This is a genomic window from Micromonospora sp. NPDC048040, assembly GCF_055587185.1.
Genome location: NZ_JBVJGT010000022.1, coordinates 31,558 through 54,626 on the forward strand (window position 1 = coordinate 31,558; position 23,069 = coordinate 54,626).

The following is a 23,069-nucleotide window of genomic DNA, read 5'->3' on the forward strand; positions in this document are numbered from 1 at the left end:
AGGGCTCGGCCCAACCCGGGATCGGGGACACTCGGTGGATGCGCCGCCGTTCGTTCCTCGCTGTCGCCGGTTGGCTGGCCACCGCCGCCGTCGCCACCCTGATCGGGGTGGCCGCGATCCGGTGGGTGGGGGAGAGCATCGCCGGCACCCCGGGCGGCGTCGTGCTGAGCCAGGAGGAGGTCGAGCGGGCCCTGGCCTCGCCCGAGTCGACCGCCACCGGCGCGGGGCCGTCGTCGCCGGCACCGACCGGCTCCGCTCCGCACGGCGAGCGCCGGGCCTTCGTCACGGCGGGCGGCACGGCCGTGGCCGAGTGCGGGCCGGACGGGGTGCGGCTGGTCTCCTGGGCCCCGGCGCAGGGTTACCGCGTCTCCGACGTCGACCGGGGGCCGGACGACGACGTGGAGGTCGCGTTCGCCGGCCCGGCCGGCGAGTTCGAGCTGAAGGTGCGCTGCGTCGGCCGGGAGCCCGTGGCGGCCGCGGACGACGACTGAGCGCGCCACGGCCGTCGAGGAGCGCGTGACGACGGGCGTTCCGCCCTGGCGCGGGACACGAGCGCGCGGCGCCGCTCAGACCCCTCGGGATCGGAACGTCGCCGCGCTCTGGCCGTCTCCCACCACCGCAGCCGTACGGCGGTACGTCAGCGGGGACCTGGCTCGACCGGCGCCGTGCGCCCGTCCCTGTCTCGATCCCCGCCCACGGGGGCGCCAAACCTGGGATCAGTGGGGAATTCCATCATCTGCACGTCTCGGCGTGGCGTCGCTCCCGAGCGGGTATGTGCCTCGGCATGGAGCATTACACGATCGCGACCGTCGCCGAGAAGAGCCCGGATTTCCGGCGGGTGCTGTGGACCGGTGAGCACACCCAGCTGGTGATCATGACGATCCCGCCGGGTGGTGAGATCGGCGAGGAGGTCCACGAGGACATCGACCAGATTCTCACCTTCGTCAGCGGCACCGGCGAGGCCCGGGTGGCGGGGGAGAAGCGCGAGGTCGTCCAGGGCGACCTGGTGGTGGTGCCGGCCGGCACGAAGCACAACTTCGTCAACACCGGCCCGAACCCGCTGGTGCTCTACACCGTCTACGGTCCGCCGGAGCACGCCGACCAGGCGGTGCACCGGACGAAGGAGGAGGCCGACGCGGCGGAGGAGGCCGGCGAGGACGAGCCGCCCACCTCCTGACCCCGTCCACCGGGCGGTGCCGTCTGAGGCGGGCCGAACGGGGTACCCGCAGCGGGTGGACCAGCCGGCGATCTCCGACTACGGATTCCTCTCCGACTGCCGCTCGGGCGCACTGGTCGGCCGGGACGGCTCGATCGACTGGTGGTGCCCGGACCGGTTCGACGCCCCGTCGGTCTTCGGCCGGCTGCTCGACCCGGCGGCCGGCCACTGGCGGCTGGCGCCCGTCGCGGCCGGGCTGCCCGGCCACCGGGCGGAGCGGGCGTACCTCGCCGACACGCTGGTGCTGCGCACCGTGCACCACACCCCGGAGGGCAGCGTGGCGGTCACCGACGCGCTCGCCGCCGAACTCGGCGCCCGGGGCCACGAGCTGGGGATGAACTCGCCGGCGGTGCTGCTGCGGGTGGTCGAGGGGCTCACCGGGCGGGTGCGGATGTCGCTGGACTTCCGCCCCCGCCCGGAGTACGGCCTGCTCACCCCCTACCTGCACGAGCGGCCCGACGGCGGGGTGCTCGCCGCGGCCGGCCCGGTGGTGCTGAGCCTGCGCGCCGGCGGGCTCCCGCTGACCGTCGAGCGGGACCGCGTCCGGCAGGACTTCGAGGTCGCCGCCGGGCAGGTGGTCGGCTTCGACGTGGCGTACGGGCGGGCGTACGGGGCGGCGCCGGTCCGGCTGGACCCGGTGACCGCGCTCGCCGAGACGGTGCGGGCGTGGCAGGCGTACCGGGAGGCGCACCACTACGACGGCCGCTACCCGGGCCAGGTCCGGCACAGCGCGACCGTGCTCACCGGCCTCACGTACGCCCGCAGCGGCGCGGTCGCCGCGGCCCTGACCACGTCGCTGCCGGAACGGATCGGCGGCGACCGCAACTACGACTACCGCTACTCGTGGCTGCGCGACTTCGCGATGACCATGCGTGCCCTCTGGGTGGCCGCGTGCCCGTCGGAGGCGTCCCGCCTCTTCGCCTGGGCGGCCCGGTCGATCGGCCGGGTCGGCCCCGCTCCCGTGCCGGTGCTCTTCGGGCTGGAGGGGGAGCGGGACGTCTCCGAGTACGAGTGCCACCACCTGCGCGGCTACGCCGACAGCCTGCCGGTCCGGGTCGGCAACGACGCCTGGCGGCAGCGCCAGCTCGACGTTCCGGGCGAGGTGATCTCGGCGGTCTGGCGGTTGCGGGACTACCTGGGCGAGACGTTCGACGAGGAACTGCGCGAGATGGTGCTCGGCCTCACCGAGCAGGTGGCGGCCACCTGGCACCTGCCCGACCGGGGGATCTGGGAGACCCGGGACGCCGACCGGCACTACCTGTCGTCGAAGGTGCTGTGCTGGGTGGCGATCGACCGGGCGGTGCGGCTCGCGCCCCGGCTCGGCGACCGGGCCGACCCGCGGCGCTGGGCGCGCACCCGCGACGAGATCCGGGCCGCCGTGCTGCGCGAGGGCTGGGACGACCGGGTCGGCGCGTACACGGGGGCGTTCGGCTCGCCCGAGCTGGACGCCTCCGCGCTGCTGCTGCCGTTGGTGCACTTCCTGCCGGCGACGGACCCGCGGATGCGCGCCACCATCGAGGCGGTCGAGCGCGAGCTGGACGCCGGCGACGGTCTGCTCCGGCGCTGGGGCACCGACCCGGCCGGCTTCCTGCTCTGCTCGTTCTGGCTGGTGGAGTGCCTGGTGATGGCCGGCGAGCGGGGGCGCGCCGAGGCGCTCTTCGAGCGGGTGCTCGGGCACGCCAACGACGTCGGCCTGTTCAGCGAGCAGATCGACCCGCGTACGGGCGCGCAGCTCGGCAACACCCCGCAGGCGCTGTCGCACATCGGCCTGGTCAGCGCCGCCTGGCGCCTCACCGACCCCGCCACGGACTGACGGCGGTGAGGAAGGCGCCTCCGGTCGCGGTTCGTCGAGGAGGGGCCCTTCCTGACCCGTCAGACCGGCAGCACCGGCACGTCGGCGACGTCCACGGTCTCCGGGTACTTCAGCCCGGACCCGGTGTTGAGCACCACCACCCGCTCGCCGGCCCGGATCCAGCCGCCGGCGCGCAGGTGCCGGGCGGCGGTCAGGCAGGCGGCCCCCTCCGGGCAGAGCAACAGCCCCTCCCGCGCCGCGAAGTCCCGCAGGTCGGCCAGGATCTCGGCGTCGTCGACCGCGATCGCGGTGCCGGCGCTGGCCCGCAGCGCGTCGAGGATCAGCTCGTCGCCGAGCGGGGCGGGCACGGTGATGCCGAACGCCACGGTGTGCGCGTCGGCCCAGGGCCTCGCCCGCTCCTCCCCGGCGGCGAAGGCCCGGACGATCGGGGCGCAGCCGGTCGACTGCACCGCGACCAGGCGGGGCAGCCTGTCCTCGATCCAGCCCAGCTCGCGCAGCTCGTGCAGCGCCTTGTGGATGCCGATCAGGCCGACCCCGCCCCCGGTGGGATAGACGATCACGTCCGGCACCTGCCAGCCGAGCTGTTCGACGATCTCGTACCCCATCGTCTTCTTGCCCTCGAGCCGGTACGGCTCGCGCAGCGTGCCGGCGTCGAAGACCGCGCCGCCGGAGTCGGCGACCAGCTGCGCGACGTGCCGGCCCGCGTCGCCGATCAGCCCGTCGACCAGGCGCAGGTCGGCCCCGGCGGCCACGCACTCCCGCCGGCAGACGGCCGGCGCGGACAGCGGCATGACGATCGTCGCGCCCAGCCCGGCCCGCGCGGCGTACGTCGCCCAGGCCGCGCCCGCGTTGCCGTTGGTCGGCAGGGCGATCCGCTCCACGCCCAGCTCCCGGGCCCGGCTGACGCCCACCGCCGCGCCGCGGGCCTTGAACGAGCCGGTCGGTGTCAGCCCCTCGTCCTTGACCAGCAGGTCCGGGATGCCGATCTCCGCGCCGTAGGCCGGGGTGCGCAGCAGCGGCGTCCAACCCTCGCCCAGCGTCGTCGTGTGCCGCGGGTCGGCCACCGGCAGCAGCTCCCGGTAGCGCCAGAGGTCGGCCGGGCGCAGCGGGAACCGCTCGGGGGTGAGCACCTTCGCCACCGCGGCCAGGTCGTAGCGGGCCAGCAGCGGCGAGCCGCAGTCGCAGAGGTTGACCAGCTTGCCGGCGTCGTGCTCCCGCCCGCAGCGCGGGCACTCCAGGTGGGTCAGGTACACGCTGCTCCTTGCCGTCTCGACTCGTGTCGCGGATCGTGGTCCCGCTCGTGTCCCGGCTTCCGGCCGCCCGTTCCTCAGCCCGCGTCGATGCTCAGCCAGCGCCGGCTGCGGCGGCCGGGCTCGTAGGCCGAGTCCAGCCGCTTCGCCACCACCCCGGGCAGCCCCTGCTCCCGCCCGGTCCGCAGCGCCTCGGGGCCGGCACCGGGGAACCAGGGCGGAGTTTGCCAGTGCGGGCCGGCGAGCGCCAGACCGTCGAGCAGCTCCCGGCGCTGCGCGTACGGCAGGTCGGTGCTGGTCACGCCCTCCAGCCAGAGCAGGTCGAAGATCAGGTACTGCGCGTCCGGGGTCCGGCGCCCGCCGCGGGTGGGGCGTACCCTCCCGGCGGTGTCGATGCGGACCAGGACGCCGTCCAGCACGGCCTCCGCCGGGGCCAGCTCCTCGGCCATCTCGCGCAGCCAGGGGTACGTCCCGGAGATGTCCTCGTCGTCCTCCGAGAGCAGCCGCAGGCGTCCCCCGGAGACGTACGCGATCGCGCGCACCCCGTCCCAGCGCAGCTCGTAGCCCCATTCCGCCTGGTCCCTCGGCAGCTTCGCCGCCGGCGTGGGACGCATCGGGCGGACCAGCTCCGGCATGCTCGTCCAGCCCTCCGGCGGCGGGTCGGTGCGCCGGACCATCCAGTCCCGGCCACCCTTGCCGCCGGTGGCGAAGAGCACGTACCGCCCGGCGGTGCGTTCCCCGTCCAGCACGACGATGACCTCGTCGTCGCGCCACTTCTCGCAGCGGTACGTGCCCCGGTCGTGGATGGTCATCCGGCCGCCGCCGTACTCGCCCGCCGGGATCTCGCCGTGGAAGTCCAGGTATTCCATCGGGTGGTCCTCGGTGTGCACGGCGAGGTGGTTGCGGCTGTTGTCGCGGGGCAGCCCGCGCGGCACCGCCCAGGAGGCCAGTACGCCCTCGTGCTCCAGCCGCAGGTCCCAGTGCAGGCTGCGGGCGTGGTGCTGCTGGATGACGAACCGGGCCGTCCCCTCGGCCGGCTTCTTCCGCCGTGGGGGCCGCTTCGGCACCGGCTCCGGGGTGCGCGCCGCGTCCCGTTTGCGCCGGTACTCCTCCAGCCGGTCAGCCACCCCCGCATTCTCCGGCAAACCGCGCCGGCCCGCTGGGCGCCGGGTTGTCCGGATCGGCGGAGCATGTCGGGGGTCAGCACGGGTAGACCCGTCGGCATGGACCACCAGGAGCAGCCGACGGTTCCGCTCCCGGGCGAGGTGCGGATGCCTCTGCTCGGCTTCGGCACGTGGCAGGCCACCGGCCAGGCCGGGTACGACGCCGTGCTCGCCGCGCTGGACGCCGGCTACCGGCACGTCGACACCGCCACGATGTACGGCAACGAGGAGGAGGTCGGCCGGGCGGTCCAGGAGAGCGGGCTGCGCCGCGAGGACGTCTTCGTCACCACGAAGCTGCCGCCGGACCGGGTCGGCCGGGAGCGGGAGACCCTCGAGGCGAGCCTGACCGCGCTCGGCACCGACTGCGTCGACCTGTGGCTGGTCCACTGGCCGCCGTCGAACCCGGCCGACAGCATCCCGGTCTGGCGGGAGATGCTCGCCGCCCGGGACGAGGGGCTCGCGCGGGCGGTGGGGGTGAGCAACTACAGCACCGCCGCGATCGACGAGCTGATCCAGTCGACGGAGGAGAACCCGGCGGTCAACCAGATCCGGTGGAGCCCGTCGCTGTACGACCGGCAGCGGCACCGGGAGCACCGGGACCGGGGCGTGGTGCTGGAGGGTTACAGCCCGTTCAAGACCAGTGACCTCGCCGATCCGGTGCTGACCCGGATCGCCGCCGCGCACGACGTCTCCCCGGCCCAGGTGGTGCTCCGCTGGCACGTCGACCACGAGATCGTGGTCATCCCCAAGTCGGTGACCCCGGACCGGATCCGCGCCAACGCCGACATCTTCCACTTCTCGCTCACCGCCGAGGAGATGCGCGACATCGACGCCCTCGGCAACCCCTGACAGCCCCCTCGGCGACCCTTGGTCGCGGGGTCGGCGGGGCCCGGACGGCGTTCGGCGTTGCCAAATTCCTTCAGCCTGAATAGGGGCGATGAAGGGTATCGACATAGATGCTCGTGACGATATAGCGTGCGCGTCACCAGTTCATCGGTCAGTCGGAACCCCTCCGCCCTCGCTGAAGGAGCCCCCATGAACGCGCCACGACCCGCCCGCCTGCGCCGCCGCAGGCTCCTGGGCATGTCGGCCCTGGCGGCCACCGCGGTGGCCGTCGCCGCCAAGCCCGCCGCGGCCAGCGCCGCGCCGATCGCCGCGCCGAAGGCCGAGTGCCTCGCCGACCTGTTCGGGGAGTCCTGATGGCCACCATTCCCTGGCTGGTGGACGTCCTGCGGGGGGCGGGCGTCCAGGTCGTCGTCGAGGGCGACTGGCTCAACCGGATGCGCCCGGGTGACTTCAACCCGATCGGCGTGCTCTGGCACCACACCGCCGCGACGTCCAGCGCCACCAACCCGCACCCGGCGCTCAACGTCTGCATCAACGGCCGGTCCGACCTGCCCGGCCCGCTCTGCCAGGCCCTGGTCGACTACCACGGCGTCTTCCACGTCATCTCCGCCGGCCGCTGCAACCACGCGGGTGTCAGCGGCGGCAGCGGGCCGATCCCGGCCGGGGACGGCAACACCCTGATGATCGGCTGGGAGATCGACTACAACGGGGTCAGCCAGCAGATGACGGCGGCGCAGTACAACGCGTCGATCGCCGCCACCGCGGCCGTGCTCAAGCGGCTGGGCCGGGACTCCAGCTACGCGCGCGGGCACCGGGAGACGAGCACCACCGGCAAGATCGACCCGTCGTTCATCGACCTGAACAAGATGCGCTCCGACGTCGCCGCGAAGATGGCGGGCGGCACCGCCTGGACCTCCACGGTGGACAACTCCACCGCCGGCCGGTTCACCGCCAGCGCCAACTGGGGCACCTCGACGTACTCGACGCAGCGCTACGGGGCCGACTACCGCTTCGCGGACCCCGTCGCCGCCAGCGACGCCGCCTGGTACAAGTTCAACGTCCCGGCGACCGCGAACTACCGGGTCGACGCCTGGTGGCCGGCCAACGCGGGCTACAACGCCGCGGCGCCGTACATCATCGCCACCACCACCGGCAACCGCACGGTCGTCGTCGACCAGCGGGCCACCGGCGGGCAGTGGCGCACGCTCGGCACCTTCACCCTGCCGGCCGGCGACGCCAACCGGGTCGCCGTCAGCCGGTGGAGCTCCGCCAGCGGTCTGGTCATCGCCGACGCCGTCCGACTCACCCGGGTCTGACCGCCGGTCCGATCCGTAACGACGTCCGCCAGGCCCCGGGGTGGCCTGGCGGACGTCGCGCGTCCGGTGCGGCTTTCGCCGCATCGCAGAATCCTCGGGAGGCCCGCCGCACCGCTCGAAGAGAGGCGGCGCGGCGCCCACGTGCATCGGGAGTGAGAGGGGCGATGGCTGAGCACCTGGCGAGGAACCTGAGCCGGACGCTTTTTACGGAGTTCCTCGATCCGGTCCTGGCGGAGCACCGCCTGGCGGGGACGGGACGTGTCTACCGGCGCATCGGAGACGACGGCGACGCTCTCATCGTGGAGTTTCAGCGATCCACGTCGTCGACCAGAAGTGCGTACGCCTTCTTCGTCAACGTGGCCGTCGTCCCGCACCCGTGGTTGCTGCACATGCGTAGCGATTCGACGTCAGCGGACGCCGACCAACCGGATTTCCCGGAGGGCTTGATCAGTACCCGGTTGGTCAAGTCGAACTCACTCTGGGCGTTGCCGCGTGAGGAGATGCTCCGCATCCTGACGAGTGGCAGGGTCCCCGCGGGGATCGACTCCGGAGATCACGAGCTGTGGTGGATCGATTCCCCTCAGGCGGTGGCTGAGCAGGGGTTGACGCTGCGGAGGCTGTTGGCGGAGAAGATCGTGGAGTTCGCCTCGCTGTTGGATCGCGACGTCCTCAGGGAACGGCTCCGGTCGGGTGCCCCGCTGCCGGGTGACTGCCCCCGCGACGCAGCGCTGGCCGTTCTACTTGCCGATGAGGGCCCCAGTGCCGAACTGGACGACGTGCTCAGCCGCTTGGACGACTCCCAGTCGTCGTTCGTCGACTGGGTTCGCCGGTACGCGGCCAGAGCCAAGAACCGGTGATCTCCGGCACCCATGTGCAACGGTCGTGGGGCATTGGGGAGGTAGGTGAGGCTTGTCACGACCGGGCCGCGCGGTGGGCAGGTGATCCGCCGTGCAACGTGATGCGCCCACCGAGGAATGTTTCGGAGTGGAACGATTGACTCTGGTGTGCGCCGATTGCGCCGAGTAGTGTCTTGCCTCCAACGCGTTCCGCACCCCTCCGGAGGCGTACACCACCATGGGTGGCTTCCCCCTGCGCATCCTCGTCGTCGGCGCGGGCATCGCCGGCCTCGCCGTGGCCCGGGCGCTGCGGATGGTGGGCCTCCGGCCCGACGTCACCGAGACGCTGCCCCCGGGCGAGAACGTCGAGACCGGGCTCTACCTGCCCGGCAACGCCGCCCGGGCGCTGCGCCGGCTGGACCTCGACGGGCCGGTCCGCCCGCTCGGGCAGGTCATCCACCGCCAACGGTTCCTCGACGCGGCCGGGGCGCCGCTGTGCGAGGTGGACCTGGACGCGCTCTGGGCCGGCGTCGGCGAGTGCCGGGCCCTGCCCCGGTCGGAACTGCACCGGGTGCTGCTCACCGGGGCCGGCGGCGCCGTCCGGCACGGCGCCGAGGTGCGCACCCTCGACCTGCTGCCGCGGTCGGTCGGCGTCACCTTCGTCGATGGCACCGCCACCGAGTACGACCTGGTGATCGGCGCCGACGGGCTGCGCTCCACCGTCCGTGCCCTCGCCGCGCTCGGCGGCCCGCCCCAGCCCGCCGGCCAGGTCGTCTACCGCAGCCTGGTGCGCGGCGGCCCCCGGCTCGCGGAGTGGACCGCCCTGCTCGGCCAGCGCGCCGGCTTCCTGGCCGTGCCGCTCGGCGCCGGGCGGCTGCACTGCTACGCCGACGAGGCCGGCACGGTCGCGCCGGCCGACCCGGTGGCCCGGCTGCGCGAGCTGTTCGGCGACTACGGCGGGCCGGTGCCGGAGGTGCTGGAGGCGCTGGACCGGGTGCACGTCGGGGTCACCGAGGAGGTGGAGTTGGGGCGCTGGTCCCGGGGGCGGGTGCTGCTCGTCGGCGACGCCGCGCACGCCACCGCCCCGACGCTGTCCCAGGGCGCGGCGATGGCACTGGAGGACGCCGTCGTGCTCGCCGAGTCGCTCCGGGCGGCCGGCGACGTCGAGGCCGCGCTGGCCGCGTACGAGAGTCGTCGTCGCCCCCGTACGCGATGGGTGCGGGACCGGACCCGCGACCGCAACCGGACCCGGGACGTGCCGCCGGCGCTGCGCGACCCGCTGCTGCGCGGGCGCGGCGGGCGGATCTTCGGCGAGCACTATCGGCTGCTGCTCGGCCCGCTGTAGGTCGCGGCGAGCCGCCCACCAGAGCGGGTGGCGCAGGTTACCCGACCACCCCACGCGGCGCAGCCACCTGCCGGGGACTATCCTCCTTGCGGATGACGGCCCGCAGATAACCAGCGTGTGCCGAGCGGGACAACCCAGAACCGGAGGCCACTCGTGACCACCGTCGCACCCAAGCCGGTCGTGACCCGGCCCTGGCCGGTCCGAGCGCCGGTCAAGGGGTCGGCCATCGCGCGGCTGCTGCGGACCACGGACGCGAAGCAGATCGGGATCATGTACATGGTCACCGCGTTCGTGTTCTTCATGATCGGCGGCCTGATGGCCCTGATCATGCGGGCCGAGCTGGCCCGACCCGGGCTGCAGTTCCTGTCGCCCGAGCAGTACAACCAGCTCTTCACCATGCATGGCACGGTCATGCTGCTGTTCTTCGCGACGCCGATCGTGTTCGCCTTCGCGAACTACCTGGTGCCGCTGCAGATCGGCGCGCCCGACGTGTCGTTCCCCCGGCTGAACAGCTTCGCCTACTGGCTGTTCCTCTTCGGCGGCTCGATGACGATGGTCGGCTTCATCACCCCGGGCGGGGCCGCCGACTTCGGCTGGACCGCCTACGCGCCGCTGAGCGGCGTCGAGCACTCCCCGGGCGTCGGCGGCAACCTGTGGGTGATCGGCCTGGTCATCTCCGGCCTGGGTTCGATCCTCGGCTCGGTCAACCTGATCACCACGATCCTGACCCTGCGCGCGCCCGGCATGACCATGTTCCGGATGCCGATCTTCACCTGGAACATGCTGGTCACCAGCCTCCTGGTGATCCTGGTCTTCCCGCTGCTGGCCGCTGCGCTCATGGCGCTGGCCGCGGACCGCATCATGGGCTCCCACGTCTACGACCCGGCGACCGGCGGGCCGATGCTCTACCAGCACCTCTTCTGGTTCTTCGGCCACCCCGAGGTGTACATCATCGCGCTGCCGTTCTTCGGCATCATCAGCGAGATCGTCCCGGTCTTCTCCCGCAAGCCGATCTTCGGCTACAAGGGCCTGGTCGCCGCGACCATCGCCATCGCCGCGCTGTCGATGAGCGTCTGGGCGCACCACATGTTCGCCACCGGCCAGGTGCTGCTGCCCTTCTTCAGCTTCCTGAGCTACCTGATCGCCGTGCCGACCGGTATGAAGTTCTTCAACTGGATCGGCACCATGTGGCGGGGCCAGGTCAGCTTCGAGACGCCGATGCTCTGGTCGATCGGCTTCCTGGTGACCTTCCTCTTCGGTGGTCTCACCGGCGTGCTGCTCGCCAGCCCGCCGCTCGACTTCCACCTGCACGACTCGTACTTCGTGGTGGCGCACTTCCACTACGTGCTCTTCGGCACGATCGTGTTCGCCGTCTTCGCCGGCATCTACTTCTGGTTCCCGAAGATGTTCGGCCGGATGCTCGACGAGCGGCTGGGCAAGGTGCACTTCTGGCTGACCATGATCGGCTTCCACACCACGTTCCTGGTGCAGCACTGGCTGGGCAACGAGGGCATGCCGCGTCGGTACGTCGACTACCTGCCCGGCGACGGCTTCACCACGCTGAACACGATCTCCACGATCGGCGCGTTCCTCACCGGTATCTCGACGCTGCCGTTCATCTGGAACTGCTGGAAGTCGTACAAGGCCGGGCCGGTCGTCGAGGTCGACGACCCGTGGGGCCACGGCAACTCGCTGGAGTGGGCGACCAGCTCGCCGCCTCCGCTGCGGAACTTCGACCGGATGCCGCGGATCCGCTCCGAGCGGCCCGCGTTCGACCTCAAGTTCCCCGAGCTGGCCGCCGGGCAGACGCTGGCCGGCCCGCCGGAGGGCGGCGCCAAGCCGCTGACCAGCGAGTCCGACGGCGGCGCGAGCTACCAGGAGGACGTCGCCTCCAACGTCGACCGCCGCTGACGCTCACGCACCACGTACGACGGGCGCCGCCCCCACAAGGGGCGGCGCCCGTCGCCGTTGTCGGCGGTGACGCCGTCCAGTCGCCCTCCGACAGGGGCGCGGACGACCGGACAGCGGTACGGTCCGCAGCGCCGCCCCGTGGTGGAACCGGACCGGCGGGCCGGGCCGCCGGCAGGCCGCACCGATCCACTGACGAGATGCGCCGGCCCTGCTGGCCCTGCTCGCCGGGGCGCCGGCCTGGTGCGGAGATCGGGGCGGCACCGGCCGGATGGACGTCAGGCGCGTCGACGCCGACTTCGCGCTGGCCGCCGGCATCCGCCCGACGGGCCGTAGCCGGAACCCACACCACCCACGCCGCCCACGGCAGGGCAGGATCCCCAGCCCTCAGCCAACCGCAGCGCGATCTTGCAATTGCCGACCCGGCGAGACCTGACAATCGCCGGCGGGAGGGACGTCGGCGAGGGCGCGGTCAGGTGGCGGCGACCGGGGCCAGCTCGGGCTCGGGCTCGGGGGTGGCCGGGGTGGTGGCGCGGCGGCGGCGCAGCTCGATCGGGAGCACGGCCAGCGCCACCAGCGCGCCGATCGCGCCGGTGACCGCGAAGCCCCAGGCCGGGGCGGAGGCGTCGATCACGGCGCCGGCGAGCGGGGCGCCCACCGCGATGCCGACGGTGACCGCCGAGCCGTGCAGGCCCATCGCCTCGCCGCGGACGGACGCGGGAACGAGCCGGCTCACCGCGTCGGCGGTGGCCGCGAGGGTCGGCGCGCAGAGCGCCCCGGCGGGGATCAGCGCCAGGCAGAGCAGCCACCAGTGCGCCCCGCCCAGCCCGACCGGGATGGTGCAGAGGCTGAGCGCGGCCATCAGGGCCAGGGGCGAGAAGGAACGGCTGACGGCTCCGTACGCGAAGCCGCCCACCAGCGAGGCGACCGCCCACACGGCGAGTACGGCGCCCGTCCACCCGACGTCGCCGCTCTCCCGGAGCACGGCGACCACGGCCACGTCGGTGCCGCCGAGCACCAGCGTGCCGGCGGCGCTGATCGCCAGCACGGCGAGCAGCCGCGGGGTGAGCCACGCCCGACGGGGCACCCTCGGCTGCGGCCCGGTCGGCTCACCGCCGCCCCGGACGGGCGGGTTCAGCAGCCAGAACGCGATGCCGGAGGCGACGATCCCGGCACCGACCAGGTAGAGGGTCGTCCGGGCGGAGATCGCGGTGACCGCCGCCACGGCCAGCGCCGGGCCGACCATGAACGACAGCTCCACCGACATCGAGTCCAGCGCGTACGCGGGGCGGCGCCGCTCCGGCGGCACCATCGCCGCGATGGACTGCCGGACGACCGAGAAGATCGGCAGGGCCAGCGAGCCGGCCAGGAACGCGGCCGGCAGCAGCAGCGGGTAGGGCAGCATCGGGGCGGTGGACCAGAAGAGCGCCTCGGCGATCCCGGTCAGCACGAGCACCGGCCGCAGGCCGCGCCGGTCGACCAGCCGGCCGAGCAGCGGGCCGCCGATGGCGGCGCCCACGGTGATGGCCGCGCCGACGAGCCCGGCCGCCCCGTAGCCGCGCCCGAGGTCGAGCACGACGTAGAACGTCAGGGTCACCCCGGTCGCGGTGAGCGGGACGCGGGCGAGCACCGACACCAGCAGCAACGACCGGAGACCGGGCAGGGCGAGCGCCTCCCGGTAAGGCTTCAGGTTCATGTCGGTGCGTACCTCCGCCGGACATCCTCGGCCCGGGGTGCGACACCCGCCAACGATTTACCGCCTCATGCGGCCTCGATCACAGGCTCCCCGCGCAGGGTGACTCCGGCGCCCTCCATCGCCCGCAGCGCCACGTCGGTGGTCGCCGGGGCGACGGCGGCGGTCAGGTCCAGCAGCACGGTGGTGGCGAAGCCCTCCCGGGCGGCGTCCAGGGCGGTGGCCCGGACGCAGTGGTCGGTCGCGATGCCGACCAGCTCGACCGTGTCCACCCCGTGCCGGCGCAGCCAGTCGGCCAGGCACTCGCCGTCGTCGGCGTGCCCGTCGAAGCCCGAGTACGCCGCCGCGTGCTCGCCCTTGTGGAAGATCGCCTCGATCCGGTCGGTCGCCAGCTCCGGGTGGAACTCGGAGCCGGGCGTGCCCACCACGCAGTGCCGGGGCCAGGAGTCGATGAAGTCCGGCGGGTCGCCGAAGTGCGCGCCCGGGTCGACGTGGTAGTCCTTCGTCGCCACCACGCGGTCCCAGCGGCCCGGCTCGGCCGCGAGCAGTCGGGTGATGCCGGCCGCCACGCCGGCCCCGCCAGCCACGGCCAGCGAGCCGCCCTCGCAGAAGTCGTTCTGCACGTCGACGATGATCAGCGCGTTGCCCACCGGAGGGCTCCTTTCAGTCGGCCGGTACGACCGTGACGGGGATGGCGGGGTCGCCGCCGGAGAGCTTCAGCCCCTCCCAGGGGATGGAGATGAGGCACTGCCGCAGGTGTTCCCGCGACTCGTCCAGGGTCGGCCGGTCCACCGGCTCGCCCCCGACCAGGAACGGCCGCTGCAGCAGCCGGTCGTTGGGCTGCCGGTCGGGTACGCCCTGCGGCACGATGACCTCCTCGGTGGCGGTGCCGGTCGGCTTGTGCCGGCGTACGGCCACCTTCCGGCCGCCGATGGTGCCCTTGCGCTCGGAGCGCTTGACCACCGAGCGGCCGTCGACCTCGACCAGCTTGTAGACGAGCCCGGCGGTGGGCGCGCCGGAGCCGGTGACGACGGCGGTGCCCGCGCCGTACATGTCGACGGGCTCGGCGGCGAGCGCGGCGATGGCGTACTCGTCGAGGTCGCCGGAGACGATGATCTTGGTCTCGGTGGCGCCGAGCGAGTCGAGCAGCTCGCGGGACTGCTGGGCGATCACAGCGAGGTCGCCCGAGTCGATCCGGACGGCCCGCAGGTCGGGCCCGGCCACCGCGATCGCGTTGCGGATGCCCTCACTGATGTCGTACGTGTCGACCAGCAGCGTGGTCTCCTTGCCGAACGTGGCGACCTGCGAGGCGAACGCGGCCCGCTCGTCGTCGTGCAGCAGGGTGAACGCATGCGCGGCGGTGCCGGCGGTCGGGATGCCGTACCGCTGCCCGGCGGCGAGGTTGGAGGTGAACCGGAACCCGGCCAGGTACGCGGCCCGCGCCGCGGCCACGGCCGCCTCCTCGTGCGCCCGCCGGGAGCCCATCTCGATCAGCGTCCGGCCGCGGGCCGCGGTGACCATCCGCGCGGCGGCCGCCGCCACCGCGCAGTCGTAGTTCAGCACCGAGAGGACCAGCGTCTCCAGCACGACGCACTCGGCGAAGCCGCCGGAGACGGTGAGGATCGGCGAGCCGGGGAAGCACAGCTCGCCCTCGGCGTAGCCGTCGACGTCGCCGGTGAAACGGTAGTCGCGCAGCCAGTCGGCGGCCCGCTCGTCGACCACCCCGGTGCGGCGCAGGAAGTCGATCTCGTCGGCGTCGAAGCGGAAGTCGCGGATCATCTCGATCAGCCGGCCGGTGCCGGCGACCACCCCGTAGCGGCGGCCGGCGGGCAGCCGACGGTTGAACACCTCGAAGACGCAGCGGCGGTCGGCGGTGCCGTCCCGCAGGGCGGCACTGACCATCGTCAGCTCGTAGTGGTCGGTCAGCAACGCGGGGCGAAGGGTGCTCACCGCCCCAGCCTAGAGTTCACTCCGCCAGGCCGCCCTCGTGGCCCGGGATCGCCCGCAGCGCGGCCCGCAGCTCGGCCCGGCCGGTCACGCCGAGCTTGCTGTAGATCCGTTGCAGGTGGTTCTCCACCGTGCGGGCGGAGAGATAGAGCCGCTCCGCGATGACCCGGCTGGTCACCCCGTCCGCCGCGAGCCGGGCCACCTGCCACTCGCGCTCGCTCAGCGCGGGCGCCCCGGCCTGCAACGCCGGCGTGCGGATCAGGTCGCAGCGGCCTAGCAGCGCGGCCAGGCGTTCCCGGGCCGCCCCCGCCGCCGGGGACCGCTGCCGGCGCAGCCGGTCCAGGGCGGCGGCGGTCGCCTCCGCCGCGTAGACGGCCAGGTCCAGCGCCTCGAAGCCGTCGGCCACCGCCAGCAGGTCGTCGGCGGAGCCCGCCGCGGCGACCCGGGCGTGCCGGGCCAGCAGCGGCGGCAGCAGCCCGTCGACCCGCTCGGAGAGCTCCGCCAGCCGCTGCGCGGCCGTGCGCCGGCTGCCGTCGGAACAGCTCGGGCCGACCGGGGCGCTCGCCCGGTCCAGCCGGACCAGCTCGTACAGCACGTGCACCTCGTGACCGGCGAAACCGTCCGCCCGGAGCCGGTCGGCGAGCTGGACGAGGTGCTTGGCGGCGCCGGGAACGTCGCCGCCGGCGGCGAGCACCGCGCCGCGCGCCTGCTCCAGCCACGGGTACAGCACGACCATGCCCGGGGCGTGGGTGCGGTCGGCCTCCGCCATCGCCTCGGCCGCCTGCGCGGCATCGCCGCGCAGGGCCGCCGCCTGGGCCCGTTCGGCCTGGGCCAGGCCGGCGTAGACCCGGCTGGTCGCGAGCACCGCGCACGCCTCGAGGCTGGTCCGCAGCGCCGCGTCGCTCTGGCCGCGCAGCCGGGCCGCGTACGCCTGGAGGATGGCCAGGTAGCCGGTGCCGAGCCGGAAGTCCCCGGCGCCGGCCAGGTCGGCGAACTCGTCGGCCACGATCGCGTCGATTCCGGCCAGGTCGCCGGCGAGCGCCAGCCGGGTGCCCCGGGCCAGCTCCAGGGCCAGTTGCAGGTACGGCATGTCGGCCCGCCAGCGGCCCGCCTCGGCCTGCACCTGGTCGATCGCGGCGGCGCTGCGGTGCAGCTGCCCCTGCGCCGCCTGGAGATAGGCGATGGTGCTGCGGGCCAGCTCCCGGGCGGAGACGCTGGCGGCCGGCCGGTCCAGCACCGTCTGCCCGAGCCGCAGCGCGAGGCCGGTGTCCAGCCGGTGCAGCCGCATGATGCCCTCGAAGGCCAGCACCCGGGCCTGGTCGGCGGAGTCCGCCAGCGTCGAGCCGCGGGCCGCGATCTCCTCCACCGTGGACTCCCGGCTCAGACCCCAGTAGCTGACCATGCCCCGCACGGTCAGCCAGCGGCTGAGCCGCCGGTCGCCGTGGATCTCGGCGGAGACCGCGTCGAGGACGGCGATCGCCTCCTCCGGCCGGTCGGCGAACATCAGGATGGTGGCCAGCAGCTCCGCGGCGTCGAACCCGCCGCCGGCGTCGAGCGCCGCGCGGGCCAGCCGGGTCGCCAGCGGTACGTCGTAGCGGGCGAACGCCTGCCCGGCCGCGTCGAGCAGCAGGGTCGGGTCCTGGGCGGTGCCGGAGTCGAGCCGCCAGACCGCCACCCGGAGCAGGTCGTCGCGGCGTCGCTTGCCGATCTGCTCCAGCAACTCGGCGAGGCGGGCCTCCAGGCGGCGGGTCCGGCTGACCGGGCAGCGGCGGCGCATCACCTCGCCGTAGAGCGGGTGCGCCAGCCGCACGTTGGCGCGCCGGTCGTCGCGCACCACGACGATCAGCCCGCGCTCCTCGGCGTACTCCACGTCTGCCGGGTCCACGGCCTGGTTGAGCAGGTGCAGGCCGAGCGGCTCGCCGAAGGCGACCAGCTCGACCACCGCGCGTACGCCCGGGGTGAGCTGCCCGATCCGGGTGTCGATCAGGTCGGTCAGGTTGGGCGCCAGCTCCAGCCGGCCGGTCCACTTCCAGACCCCGTACGTGCGGGTCAGCTCCCCGCGGTCGGCGGCGAACACCAGCTCGCGCAGCAGCAGCGGGTTGCCCGCCGAGAGCCGGCCCAGCCGGTCGGCGGAGGTGGCGTCGACCGGTCCGTCGAGCATCTCGGAGAGCAGCCGGGTGGTCTCGGCCGGTGGCAGCGGGTTCAGCTCGACGTGGTCGACGAGGTCGTCGGTCCACAGCGCACGGATGGGCAGCGGGAGCTGCTCGCTGTCGCGCAGCGTGCCGATGACCGTGGCGTTCTCCGCGCGGGCGACCAGGTGCACCAGCGCGGCCGAGGGCGGGTCGAGCAGGTGCGCGTCGTCGATCGCGAGGACGATCCGGCGGCCGGCCGCCTGCTGTTGCAGCACGTCCACCGCCCAGCGCAGGATGCCGGCGGGGGACAGGCCCTGCGGCTGCTCGGCGGGGAGCACCTGGACCAGCCCGCCGAACGGCAGCGCGGCGGTGGTGGCGCTGGCCGCGATCCACCACACCGCGTACCCGTCGCGGGGCAGCGCCGCCACCCCCTCGCGCAGCAGGCGGCTCTTGCCGATGCCGGCGCTCCCGCTGAAGAAGAGGCCCCGCCCCTCCGCGCCGGTCATCGCCGACAGCAGGCGGCTGAGCTCATCCCTTCTGCCGACGAAACTCCACCGACTCATCGAGGCAGCATATCCATCGAAATCCGTCCGCGCCCGCATCGTCACGCTGCGAAGTTGAGTAATCCCGTGATTACTCCTAAGTATCCGAGGTGTTCGGGTAGGTGCCCTGGTCGCCCGTAGTCTTTCGACATCCGGGGGTGCGACCCGGACGATTCCACGCGGCCTGCCACCGCCGGTCGCCTGCCACGGGAGGCCGTCCTCGATTGACATCCTCCAGGCCCTGAAGGGGCCGGGATTCCCACGGTCGCCCGTGAGGTTTCCTGTTTCATCGCCGATTGCCTTGCCGGGAGGATTTTCCCTTGAGGTCTTACATCAGCTCCGCAGGCGTTTTACCTCTCCGCCAGCCCGGCGGCGAGGATGTTTGTCGCGGCGTTGATGTCCCGGTCGTGCTCCACCCCACAGCCGGGGCAGGTCCAGGTGCGCACGTTGAGGGCGAGGGTGGTGTTGATCCGCCCGCACGTCGAACAGGTCTTGGACGACGGGTACCACCGGTCGACGGGGATCACCTCACGGCCGTACCACTGGGCCTTGTACTCCAGCATGTCGCGGAACTGGGACCAGGCCGCGTCGGAGATGACGCGGGCCAGGCGCCGGTTGCGGAGCATGTTACGCACGCTGAGGTCTTCGATCGCGACCGTTTGGGTCTCACGGACGAGTCGAGTGGTCAGCTTGTGCAGATGGTCCCGCCGCCGGTCGGCGATACGAGCATGGATCCGGGCCACGGTCAGTCGGGCCTTCGCCCGGTTCGCGGAGCCCTTCTGTTTGCGGGCCAGGTTCCGCTGCGCCTTGGCAAGCTTGCGCCGGTCGGCCTGCCCGTACCGCGGGTTGGCCACCTTGCCGTGCCCGTCACTCACCCCCGGCATCGGACGCGACAGGGTGAGCAGACTGGTGATGCCCGCATCCACACCAACCTGCGCCGTACCGGGCGGCAACGGCGCCACGGTCGGGTCCTCCACCAGAATGGACACGAACCAGCGGCCGGCAGCGTCCCGGGACACCGTGACGGTCGACGGTTCCGCCCCTTCGGGCAGGGGCCGCGACCAGACGATGTTCAGCGGGCTGTTCATCTTGGCCAGGGTGAGCTGACCGTCACGCCACCGGAACGCGGAGCGCGTGTATTCGGCCGACGCCCTAGATTTGCGCTTGGACTTGAACCGCGGATACCGGGCCCGCTTGTCCCAGAACGCCACGAACCCGGCCTGCAGATGCCGCAACGTCTGCTGCAACGGCACCGACGACACCTCGTTCAGGAACGCCAGGTCATCGGTGCGCTTCCACCCGGTCAGCCACCCCGACGACTGCACATAGGTGGTGCGCCGGCGGTCAACCGCCCACGCCCGGGTCCGGGCCTCCAACGCCCGGTTGTACACCAGACGCACACACCCGAAGGTGCGGTTCAACTGCCCGGCCTGCTCAGGGGATGGGTAGAAGCGGTACTTGTATGCCCGCTTCACCACCTCACCCACCCCTCACACCCTATCCGTCCATGTAAGACGACCAGCGAGGGGAGGCAGCGGCGTTTCCTCCCGGCCCTGAACGGCCGGGTTTCCACGCCGCAAATCCGATGAAGTCCGGTCCTCTCCCCGCGGTCGACGTGCCCGACGAAATGGCCGGCGCCGCGAAGCTGCCCCACCGCGGTCCCCTGCCCGCCAGGCTCGGGGTGACCGAGCCGGGGCCGGAGGAACCGCTGGCCGTCGTCGCCGTCGGCCCGGCCGGCGCGGGTCGGCCCGAGGTGCTCGCCGGCGTGCTCCGGCTGGATCCCGGCATGCTGACCGTGCCGGCCGGGAGCTGGCTGGTGGTCCGGCACTCCCGGGTGCCGACCCGGGCCGCCTACGTGCCCGGCTACCGCCAGCCGCACTCGTACGGCGCCGACCGGCTGGCCGCCGGCCCGGCGCTGGCCCGTCCGCCGCGCCGCGTCGAGCTGAGCGTGCCCGAGCCGCTGCTGCGGCACTTCAGCCTCGTCGACACGCCGGACACGGGCGCCCTCGGGGCGGCCGGCACCCGGCTGCTGCTCGACGCGGCGGGCCGGGCCGGGGCGGTGCTCTTCGTCACCGCCGCCGACCAGGTCTTCACCGCCGTCGAGCTGAACCTGCTCGCCGAGGTGGCCCGTGCCCGCGTGGAGGTCTTCTTCGCGGTCACCCCGGGCGCGGCCGGCTGGGCGCCGGTGCCCGAGGTCCCGGCGGCGACGGAGGGCACGGGGGCGTCCGTCGCGCCGGTCGGGTCGGCTTCCGCGCCGGCCGCGCCGGCCGCGCCGGCCCCGGTGGCCCCGGCGGCCCCGGTGGACCCGGTCGCGGTCACCGTCGAGGCGCACCGGGCAGTCCTGCTCGCCGCCGTTCCGGGGCTCGCCCGCGCCCGCTGGTTCGCGGTCGCCGACGGCGACGGGGCGGACCTGCGCCGGGCCCTGGTGGGCTGGGCCGCCGACGAGGGGCTGCGGCGGGCCAGCGCCGACCCGCCGGTGCTGCCCGGGGCGCAGGGTCGGGTGCCGGTGGCCGCCGACCCGGGCGACTGGTCCGAGCGACTCGACGGCCAGGCCCGCTCCTGGGCCCAGCGCATCCGCCAGCACCTCGCCCTGGAACTGGCCAACGCCCACCTGCGCGTGGTGCAGGAGATCGTCTTCGGCGCCGGCTGCGCCGGCCTGCCGCAGTTGCTCGACCGGGAGATGGAGGCGCTGTCGCTGCTGGCCACCGCCCAGTGCGACCACGCGGTCCACCGGCTCGTCGAGGAGGCCGCCGGCCGCGTCCTCGGCGCGCCGCTGTCCGCGGGCGTGCGCCGGCGCCTCTGCTTCGCGGTGCGTTGGGGGCTGGCCGATCACCGGGCCGGCCACGAGCTGGACCGCGTGCTGCTGGTCACCAGCACCGGCGGCGTGGCCGGGCTGACCGGTGCCGGTGCCACCGACGCGCTGGCGAGTTGCCCGGGCGGCGAGCGTGGGGAGGTGCTCCCGCCGGTCGCGGTGGCCCTCTCGGGCGGCTGCTGGCAGCACTGGCGCCGCCCCGGCAACCACGATCCCAACGCCGCCCGCGCCTGGGCGCAGCGTGCACTGCGCGAGATCGAGCTGGAGCTGTCCCGGGAGGTGTCCCGGCGGCTCGAGGTGGTCCGCCTCTCGCTGGACGGGGTGCTCTCCGATGCTGTCGACCACGGCATCCTGCTCGCCTGACGGCGACCGCGTCGTCCGCGCCGCCGGCCCCGCGCCGGGGCCGCCGCGGGCTGTCTCCGACGCGCCCGGCCAGGCCGGACGCGGTGTTCCACGGCGGGCCGGCGTTCCGGTTCCTCGGTTCGCCGGATCCGGTGGCACGATGGGGGGCATGGCGGCTCCGCAGGTTGCACCGGTCGAGACGCCGGACACCGATGAGGTGCCGGCGTCCGACCGGCCGTGGGTGACGATCGTGTGGGACGACCCGGTCAACCTCATGACCTACGTGACCTGGGTGTTCCAGAAGCTCTTCGGCTACAGCCGGGAGAGGGCCGAGCAGCTCATGCTCGACGTGCACCACAAGGGGCGCGCCGTCGTCTCCAGCGGCGCCCGGGAGCGGATGGAGCACGACGCGTCGCAGCTGCACGCGTACGGGCTGTGGGCGACGGTGGACCGGTCGTGAGCATGTTCCGTCGCCAGGGCGACCGCTACGTCGCCACCTTCGCCGTCGACGAGGTCCGGGTGCTGCGCAAGGTCGCCTCCGAGGTGGTCGGCCTGCTCACCGACGGCTTCGACCACTCCGACCCGGTGGTCGGCCGGCTCTTCCCCGACGTCTACCCGGAGGACCCGTCCGGCACCGCCGAGTTCCGCCGCTACACGGAGGGCGATCTCAAGACCGGCAAGATCGACCAGGCCGGCGCGATCCTCGCCGGGCTGCCCGACTCCGCCGGCGGCGAGGTGCGCCTCGACGCGGAGGCGGCCGAGGCGTGGCTGCGGGCGCTCAACGACGCCCGTTTGGCGATGGGCGTGCGGCTGGAGATCAAGGACGGCACGGACCTCGGCGAGGAGCTCGACGACGCGGTCGCCGAGGATCCGACCTCCAGCCGGGTGTTCCAACTGTCGGTCTACGCGTACCTCGGGTACCTCCAGGAGTCCCTGCTCAACGCCTTGATCGACTAGGGGTGACCGGCACCACCTTAAGCTGGTGCCCCGTACGCGTTAGGCTGGAGCACGTGCTGAGCATCGACCGGTCGATCGTCGACGCGATCGTCGCCCACGCGCGTCGGGACCACCCCGACGAGGCGTGCGGCGTGGTCGCCGGTCCCGCCGGCAGCGACACCCCCACCCGGCACATCCCGATGGACAACGCCGCCCGCTCCATGACGTTCTACGAGTTCGACTCGATGGAGCAGTTGCGGGTGTGGCGCGAGATGGACGACCGGGACGAGGAGCCCGTCGTCATCTACCACTCGCACACCGCCACGGAGGCCTACCCGTCCCGGACGGACATCTCCTTCGCCGGCGAGCCGGGCGCGCACTACCTGCTGGTCTCCACCCGGGAGCCCGACACGGAGGAGATCCGCTCCTTCCGGATCGTCGACGGCGTGGTGACCGAGGAGCCGGTGCGCATCCTCGACGCGGGGGTGGACCCGCACGCCGTGCAGTCCTACATGTTCGGGCAGAGCCCGGCGACGGTCGACTACGAGTGTTCCGGCCGCTGACCCAGCGCCGCACCACCCGTCCACGTCCCGTCACCTTCCGGCACACCCGATCATCACCGAGGAGCACGACATCATGGCCATCGAGGTTCGCATCCCCACCATCCTGCGTAGCTACACCGGCGGCGCGAAGGTCGTCGAGGGCGCCGGCGACACGCTCGGCGACCTGCTCGCCGACCTGGACTCCCGGCACGCCGGCCTCCGGGCCCGGCTGGTCACCGACACCGGGGCGCTGCACCGCTTCGTCAACGTCTACGTCAACGACGAGGACGTCCGCTTCCTCGGCGCGCTCGACGCCAAGCTCAACGACGGCGACAGCGTGACCATCCTGCCGGCCGTCGCCGGTGGCGCGTTCGGCTTCGCCGCCGCCGCGGCGATCGCCGGCCACCGCGCGTCCGTCGCCGCCGGCTGA

At 73.5% G+C, this 23,069-nt stretch carries 21 protein-coding genes; 14 read left to right on the forward strand and 7 right to left on the reverse strand.

What is annotated here, in order from left to right:
- The first annotated feature begins 38 nt into the window (after positions 1-38).
- The 3 genes from ACZ6O2_RS21055 to ACZ6O2_RS21065 all read left to right on the forward strand — a co-directional run bounded on the left by ACZ6O2_RS21055 (position 39) and on the right by ACZ6O2_RS21065 (position 3,029).
- Positions 39-491 (forward strand): septum formation initiator, encoded by a 453-nt coding sequence (locus ACZ6O2_RS21055; RefSeq protein WP_350702906.1) that lies wholly within the window; start codon positions 39-41, stop codon positions 489-491.
- A 281-nt stretch (positions 492-772) separates the two neighbouring features.
- Entirely contained in the window at positions 773-1,177 is a 405-nt protein-coding gene (locus ACZ6O2_RS21060; protein ID WP_350702904.1) for a cupin domain-containing protein, read from the forward strand.
- Positions 1,178-1,232: 55 nt separating this feature from the next.
- Positions 1,233-3,029 carry a glycoside hydrolase family 15 protein gene (locus tag ACZ6O2_RS21065; protein ID WP_350702902.1) on the forward strand — a complete coding sequence of 599 codons (1,797 nt, stop codon included), beginning with the start codon at positions 1,233-1,235 and terminating at the stop codon, positions 3,027-3,029.
- A gap of 59 nt (positions 3,030-3,088) precedes the next feature.
- Here ACZ6O2_RS21065 and ACZ6O2_RS21070 read toward each other — a convergent pair whose 3' ends face one another.
- Complete coding sequence (locus ACZ6O2_RS21070; protein ID WP_466023996.1) at positions 3,089-4,282, reverse strand: threonine synthase; 1,194 nt, start codon at positions 4,280-4,282, stop codon at positions 3,089-3,091.
- Positions 4,283-4,356: 74 nt separating this feature from the next.
- Complete coding sequence (locus ACZ6O2_RS21075; RefSeq protein ID WP_466023997.1) at positions 4,357-5,406, reverse strand: DNA polymerase ligase N-terminal domain-containing protein; 1,050 nt, start codon at positions 5,404-5,406, stop codon at positions 4,357-4,359.
- A 96-nt stretch (positions 5,407-5,502) separates the two neighbouring features.
- On the opposite strand from ACZ6O2_RS21075, the gene ACZ6O2_RS21080 reads away from it, so the two are divergent.
- The 6 genes from ACZ6O2_RS21080 to ctaD all read left to right on the forward strand — a co-directional run bounded on the left by ACZ6O2_RS21080 (position 5,503) and on the right by ctaD (position 11,696).
- Positions 5,503-6,291, forward strand: coding sequence for an aldo/keto reductase (locus ACZ6O2_RS21080; RefSeq protein ID WP_466023998.1), 789 nt, complete (start codon positions 5,503-5,505; stop codon positions 6,289-6,291).
- 186 nt (positions 6,292-6,477) lie between these two features.
- Positions 6,478-6,642 carry a hypothetical protein gene (locus ACZ6O2_RS21085; protein WP_350702894.1) on the forward strand — a complete coding sequence of 55 codons (165 nt, stop codon included), beginning with the start codon at positions 6,478-6,480 and terminating at the stop codon, positions 6,640-6,642.
- On the forward strand, positions 6,642-7,604 hold the full coding sequence (locus ACZ6O2_RS21090; protein ID WP_350702892.1) for a golvesin C-terminal-like domain-containing protein: 963 nt from the start codon (positions 6,642-6,644) through the stop codon (positions 7,602-7,604). Before ACZ6O2_RS21085 ends, ACZ6O2_RS21090 begins: the two co-directional genes overlap by 1 nt.
- A 164-nt stretch (positions 7,605-7,768) precedes the next feature.
- Complete coding sequence (locus tag ACZ6O2_RS21095; protein ID WP_466023999.1) at positions 7,769-8,461, forward strand: hypothetical protein; 693 nt, start codon at positions 7,769-7,771, stop codon at positions 8,459-8,461.
- Positions 8,462-8,678: 217 nt separating this feature from the next.
- Positions 8,679-9,785: an FAD-dependent monooxygenase gene (locus ACZ6O2_RS21100; protein ID WP_466024000.1), complete on the forward strand. Its 1,107-nt coding sequence runs from the start codon at positions 8,679-8,681 to the stop codon at positions 9,783-9,785.
- Positions 9,786-9,938: 153 nt separating this feature from the next.
- Complete coding sequence (gene ctaD / locus ACZ6O2_RS21105) at positions 9,939-11,696, forward strand: aa3-type cytochrome oxidase subunit I (protein ID WP_466024001.1); 1,758 nt, start codon at positions 9,939-9,941, stop codon at positions 11,694-11,696.
- A 469-nt stretch (positions 11,697-12,165) separates the two neighbouring features.
- Here ctaD and ACZ6O2_RS21110 read toward each other — a convergent pair whose 3' ends face one another.
- The 5 genes from ACZ6O2_RS21110 to ACZ6O2_RS21130 all read right to left on the reverse strand — a co-directional run bounded on the left by ACZ6O2_RS21110 (position 12,166) and on the right by ACZ6O2_RS21130 (position 19,494).
- Entirely contained in the window at positions 12,166-13,389 is a 1,224-nt protein-coding gene (locus tag ACZ6O2_RS21110; RefSeq protein WP_466024002.1) for an MFS transporter, read from the reverse strand.
- Between the two features lie 65 nt (positions 13,390-13,454).
- Positions 13,455-14,036 (reverse strand): isochorismatase family protein, encoded by a 582-nt coding sequence (locus tag ACZ6O2_RS21115; RefSeq protein WP_350702882.1) that lies wholly within the window; start codon positions 14,034-14,036, stop codon positions 13,455-13,457.
- Positions 14,037-14,049: 13 nt separating this feature from the next.
- The gene (locus ACZ6O2_RS21120) at positions 14,050-15,336 is read right to left on the reverse strand and encodes a nicotinate phosphoribosyltransferase (protein WP_466024003.1); all 1,287 of its coding nucleotides are present in this window, start codon (positions 15,334-15,336) and stop codon (positions 14,050-14,052) included.
- Positions 15,337-15,352: 16 nt separating this feature from the next.
- A complete protein-coding gene (locus tag ACZ6O2_RS21125; RefSeq protein ID WP_466024004.1) occupies positions 15,353-18,028 on the reverse strand; it encodes a LuxR C-terminal-related transcriptional regulator in 2,676 nt (891 codons plus the stop codon).
- A gap of 329 nt (positions 18,029-18,357) precedes the next feature.
- A complete protein-coding gene (locus tag ACZ6O2_RS21130; RefSeq protein WP_466024005.1) occupies positions 18,358-19,494 on the reverse strand; it encodes an RNA-guided endonuclease InsQ/TnpB family protein in 1,137 nt (378 codons plus the stop codon).
- Positions 19,495-19,592: 98 nt separating this feature from the next.
- Here ACZ6O2_RS21130 and ACZ6O2_RS21135 point away from each other — a divergent pair, with 98 nt between their 5' ends.
- From ACZ6O2_RS21135 to ACZ6O2_RS21155, 5 genes are all read left to right on the forward strand, one after another.
- Positions 19,593-21,182, forward strand: a complete 1,590-nt coding sequence (locus tag ACZ6O2_RS21135) for a P-loop NTPase family protein (RefSeq protein ID WP_466024006.1) — start codon at positions 19,593-19,595, stop codon at positions 21,180-21,182.
- 148 nt (positions 21,183-21,330) lie between these two features.
- Positions 21,331-21,621: an ATP-dependent Clp protease adapter ClpS gene (gene clpS, locus ACZ6O2_RS21140; RefSeq protein ID WP_350702872.1), complete on the forward strand. Its 291-nt coding sequence runs from the start codon at positions 21,331-21,333 to the stop codon at positions 21,619-21,621.
- A 2-nt stretch (positions 21,622-21,623) separates the two neighbouring features.
- A complete protein-coding gene (locus tag ACZ6O2_RS21145) occupies positions 21,624-22,118 on the forward strand; it encodes a DUF2017 domain-containing protein (RefSeq protein ID WP_466024031.1) in 495 nt (164 codons plus the stop codon).
- A gap of 53 nt (positions 22,119-22,171) precedes the next feature.
- Complete coding sequence (locus ACZ6O2_RS21150) at positions 22,172-22,660, forward strand: M67 family metallopeptidase (RefSeq protein WP_350676806.1); 489 nt, start codon at positions 22,172-22,174, stop codon at positions 22,658-22,660.
- A 73-nt stretch (positions 22,661-22,733) separates the two neighbouring features.
- Positions 22,734-23,069, forward strand: coding sequence for a MoaD family protein (locus tag ACZ6O2_RS21155; RefSeq protein WP_350702868.1), 336 nt, complete (start codon positions 22,734-22,736; stop codon positions 23,067-23,069).

What these genes read in the sequence shown, in the direction of transcription:
- ACZ6O2_RS21055 (WP_350702906.1), top strand. Translation starts at nt 39, where the DNA reads ATGCGCCGCCGTTCGTTCCTCGCTGTCGCCGGTTGGCTGGCCACCGCC.
- ACZ6O2_RS21060 (WP_350702904.1), top strand. Translation starts at nt 773, where the DNA reads ATGTGCCTCGGCATGGAGCATTACACGATCGCGACCGTCGCCGAGAAG.
- ACZ6O2_RS21080 (WP_466023998.1), top strand. Translation starts at nt 5,503, where the DNA reads ATGGACCACCAGGAGCAGCCGACGGTTCCGCTCCCGGGCGAGGTGCGG.
- ACZ6O2_RS21085 (WP_350702894.1), top strand. Translation starts at nt 6,478, where the DNA reads ATGAACGCGCCACGACCCGCCCGCCTGCGCCGCCGCAGGCTCCTGGGC.
- ACZ6O2_RS21090 (WP_350702892.1), top strand. Translation starts at nt 6,642, where the DNA reads ATGGCCACCATTCCCTGGCTGGTGGACGTCCTGCGGGGGGCGGGCGTC.
- ACZ6O2_RS21095 (WP_466023999.1), top strand. Translation starts at nt 7,769, where the DNA reads ATGGCTGAGCACCTGGCGAGGAACCTGAGCCGGACGCTTTTTACGGAG.
- ACZ6O2_RS21100 (WP_466024000.1), top strand. Translation starts at nt 8,679, where the DNA reads ATGGGTGGCTTCCCCCTGCGCATCCTCGTCGTCGGCGCGGGCATCGCC.
- ACZ6O2_RS21110 (WP_466024002.1), bottom strand. Translation starts at nt 13,389, where the DNA reads ATGAACCTGAAGCCTTACCGGGAGGCGCTCGCCCTGCCCGGTCTCCGG.
- ACZ6O2_RS21125 (WP_466024004.1), bottom strand. Translation starts at nt 18,028, where the DNA reads ATGAGTCGGTGGAGTTTCGTCGGCAGAAGGGATGAGCTCAGCCGCCTG.
- ACZ6O2_RS21135 (WP_466024006.1), top strand. Translation starts at nt 19,593, where the DNA reads ATGAAGTCCGGTCCTCTCCCCGCGGTCGACGTGCCCGACGAAATGGCC.
- clpS (WP_350702872.1), top strand. Translation starts at nt 21,331, where the DNA reads ATGGCGGCTCCGCAGGTTGCACCGGTCGAGACGCCGGACACCGATGAG.
- ACZ6O2_RS21145 (WP_466024031.1), top strand. Translation starts at nt 21,624, where the DNA reads ATGTTCCGTCGCCAGGGCGACCGCTACGTCGCCACCTTCGCCGTCGAC.
- ACZ6O2_RS21155 (WP_350702868.1), top strand. Translation starts at nt 22,734, where the DNA reads ATGGCCATCGAGGTTCGCATCCCCACCATCCTGCGTAGCTACACCGGC.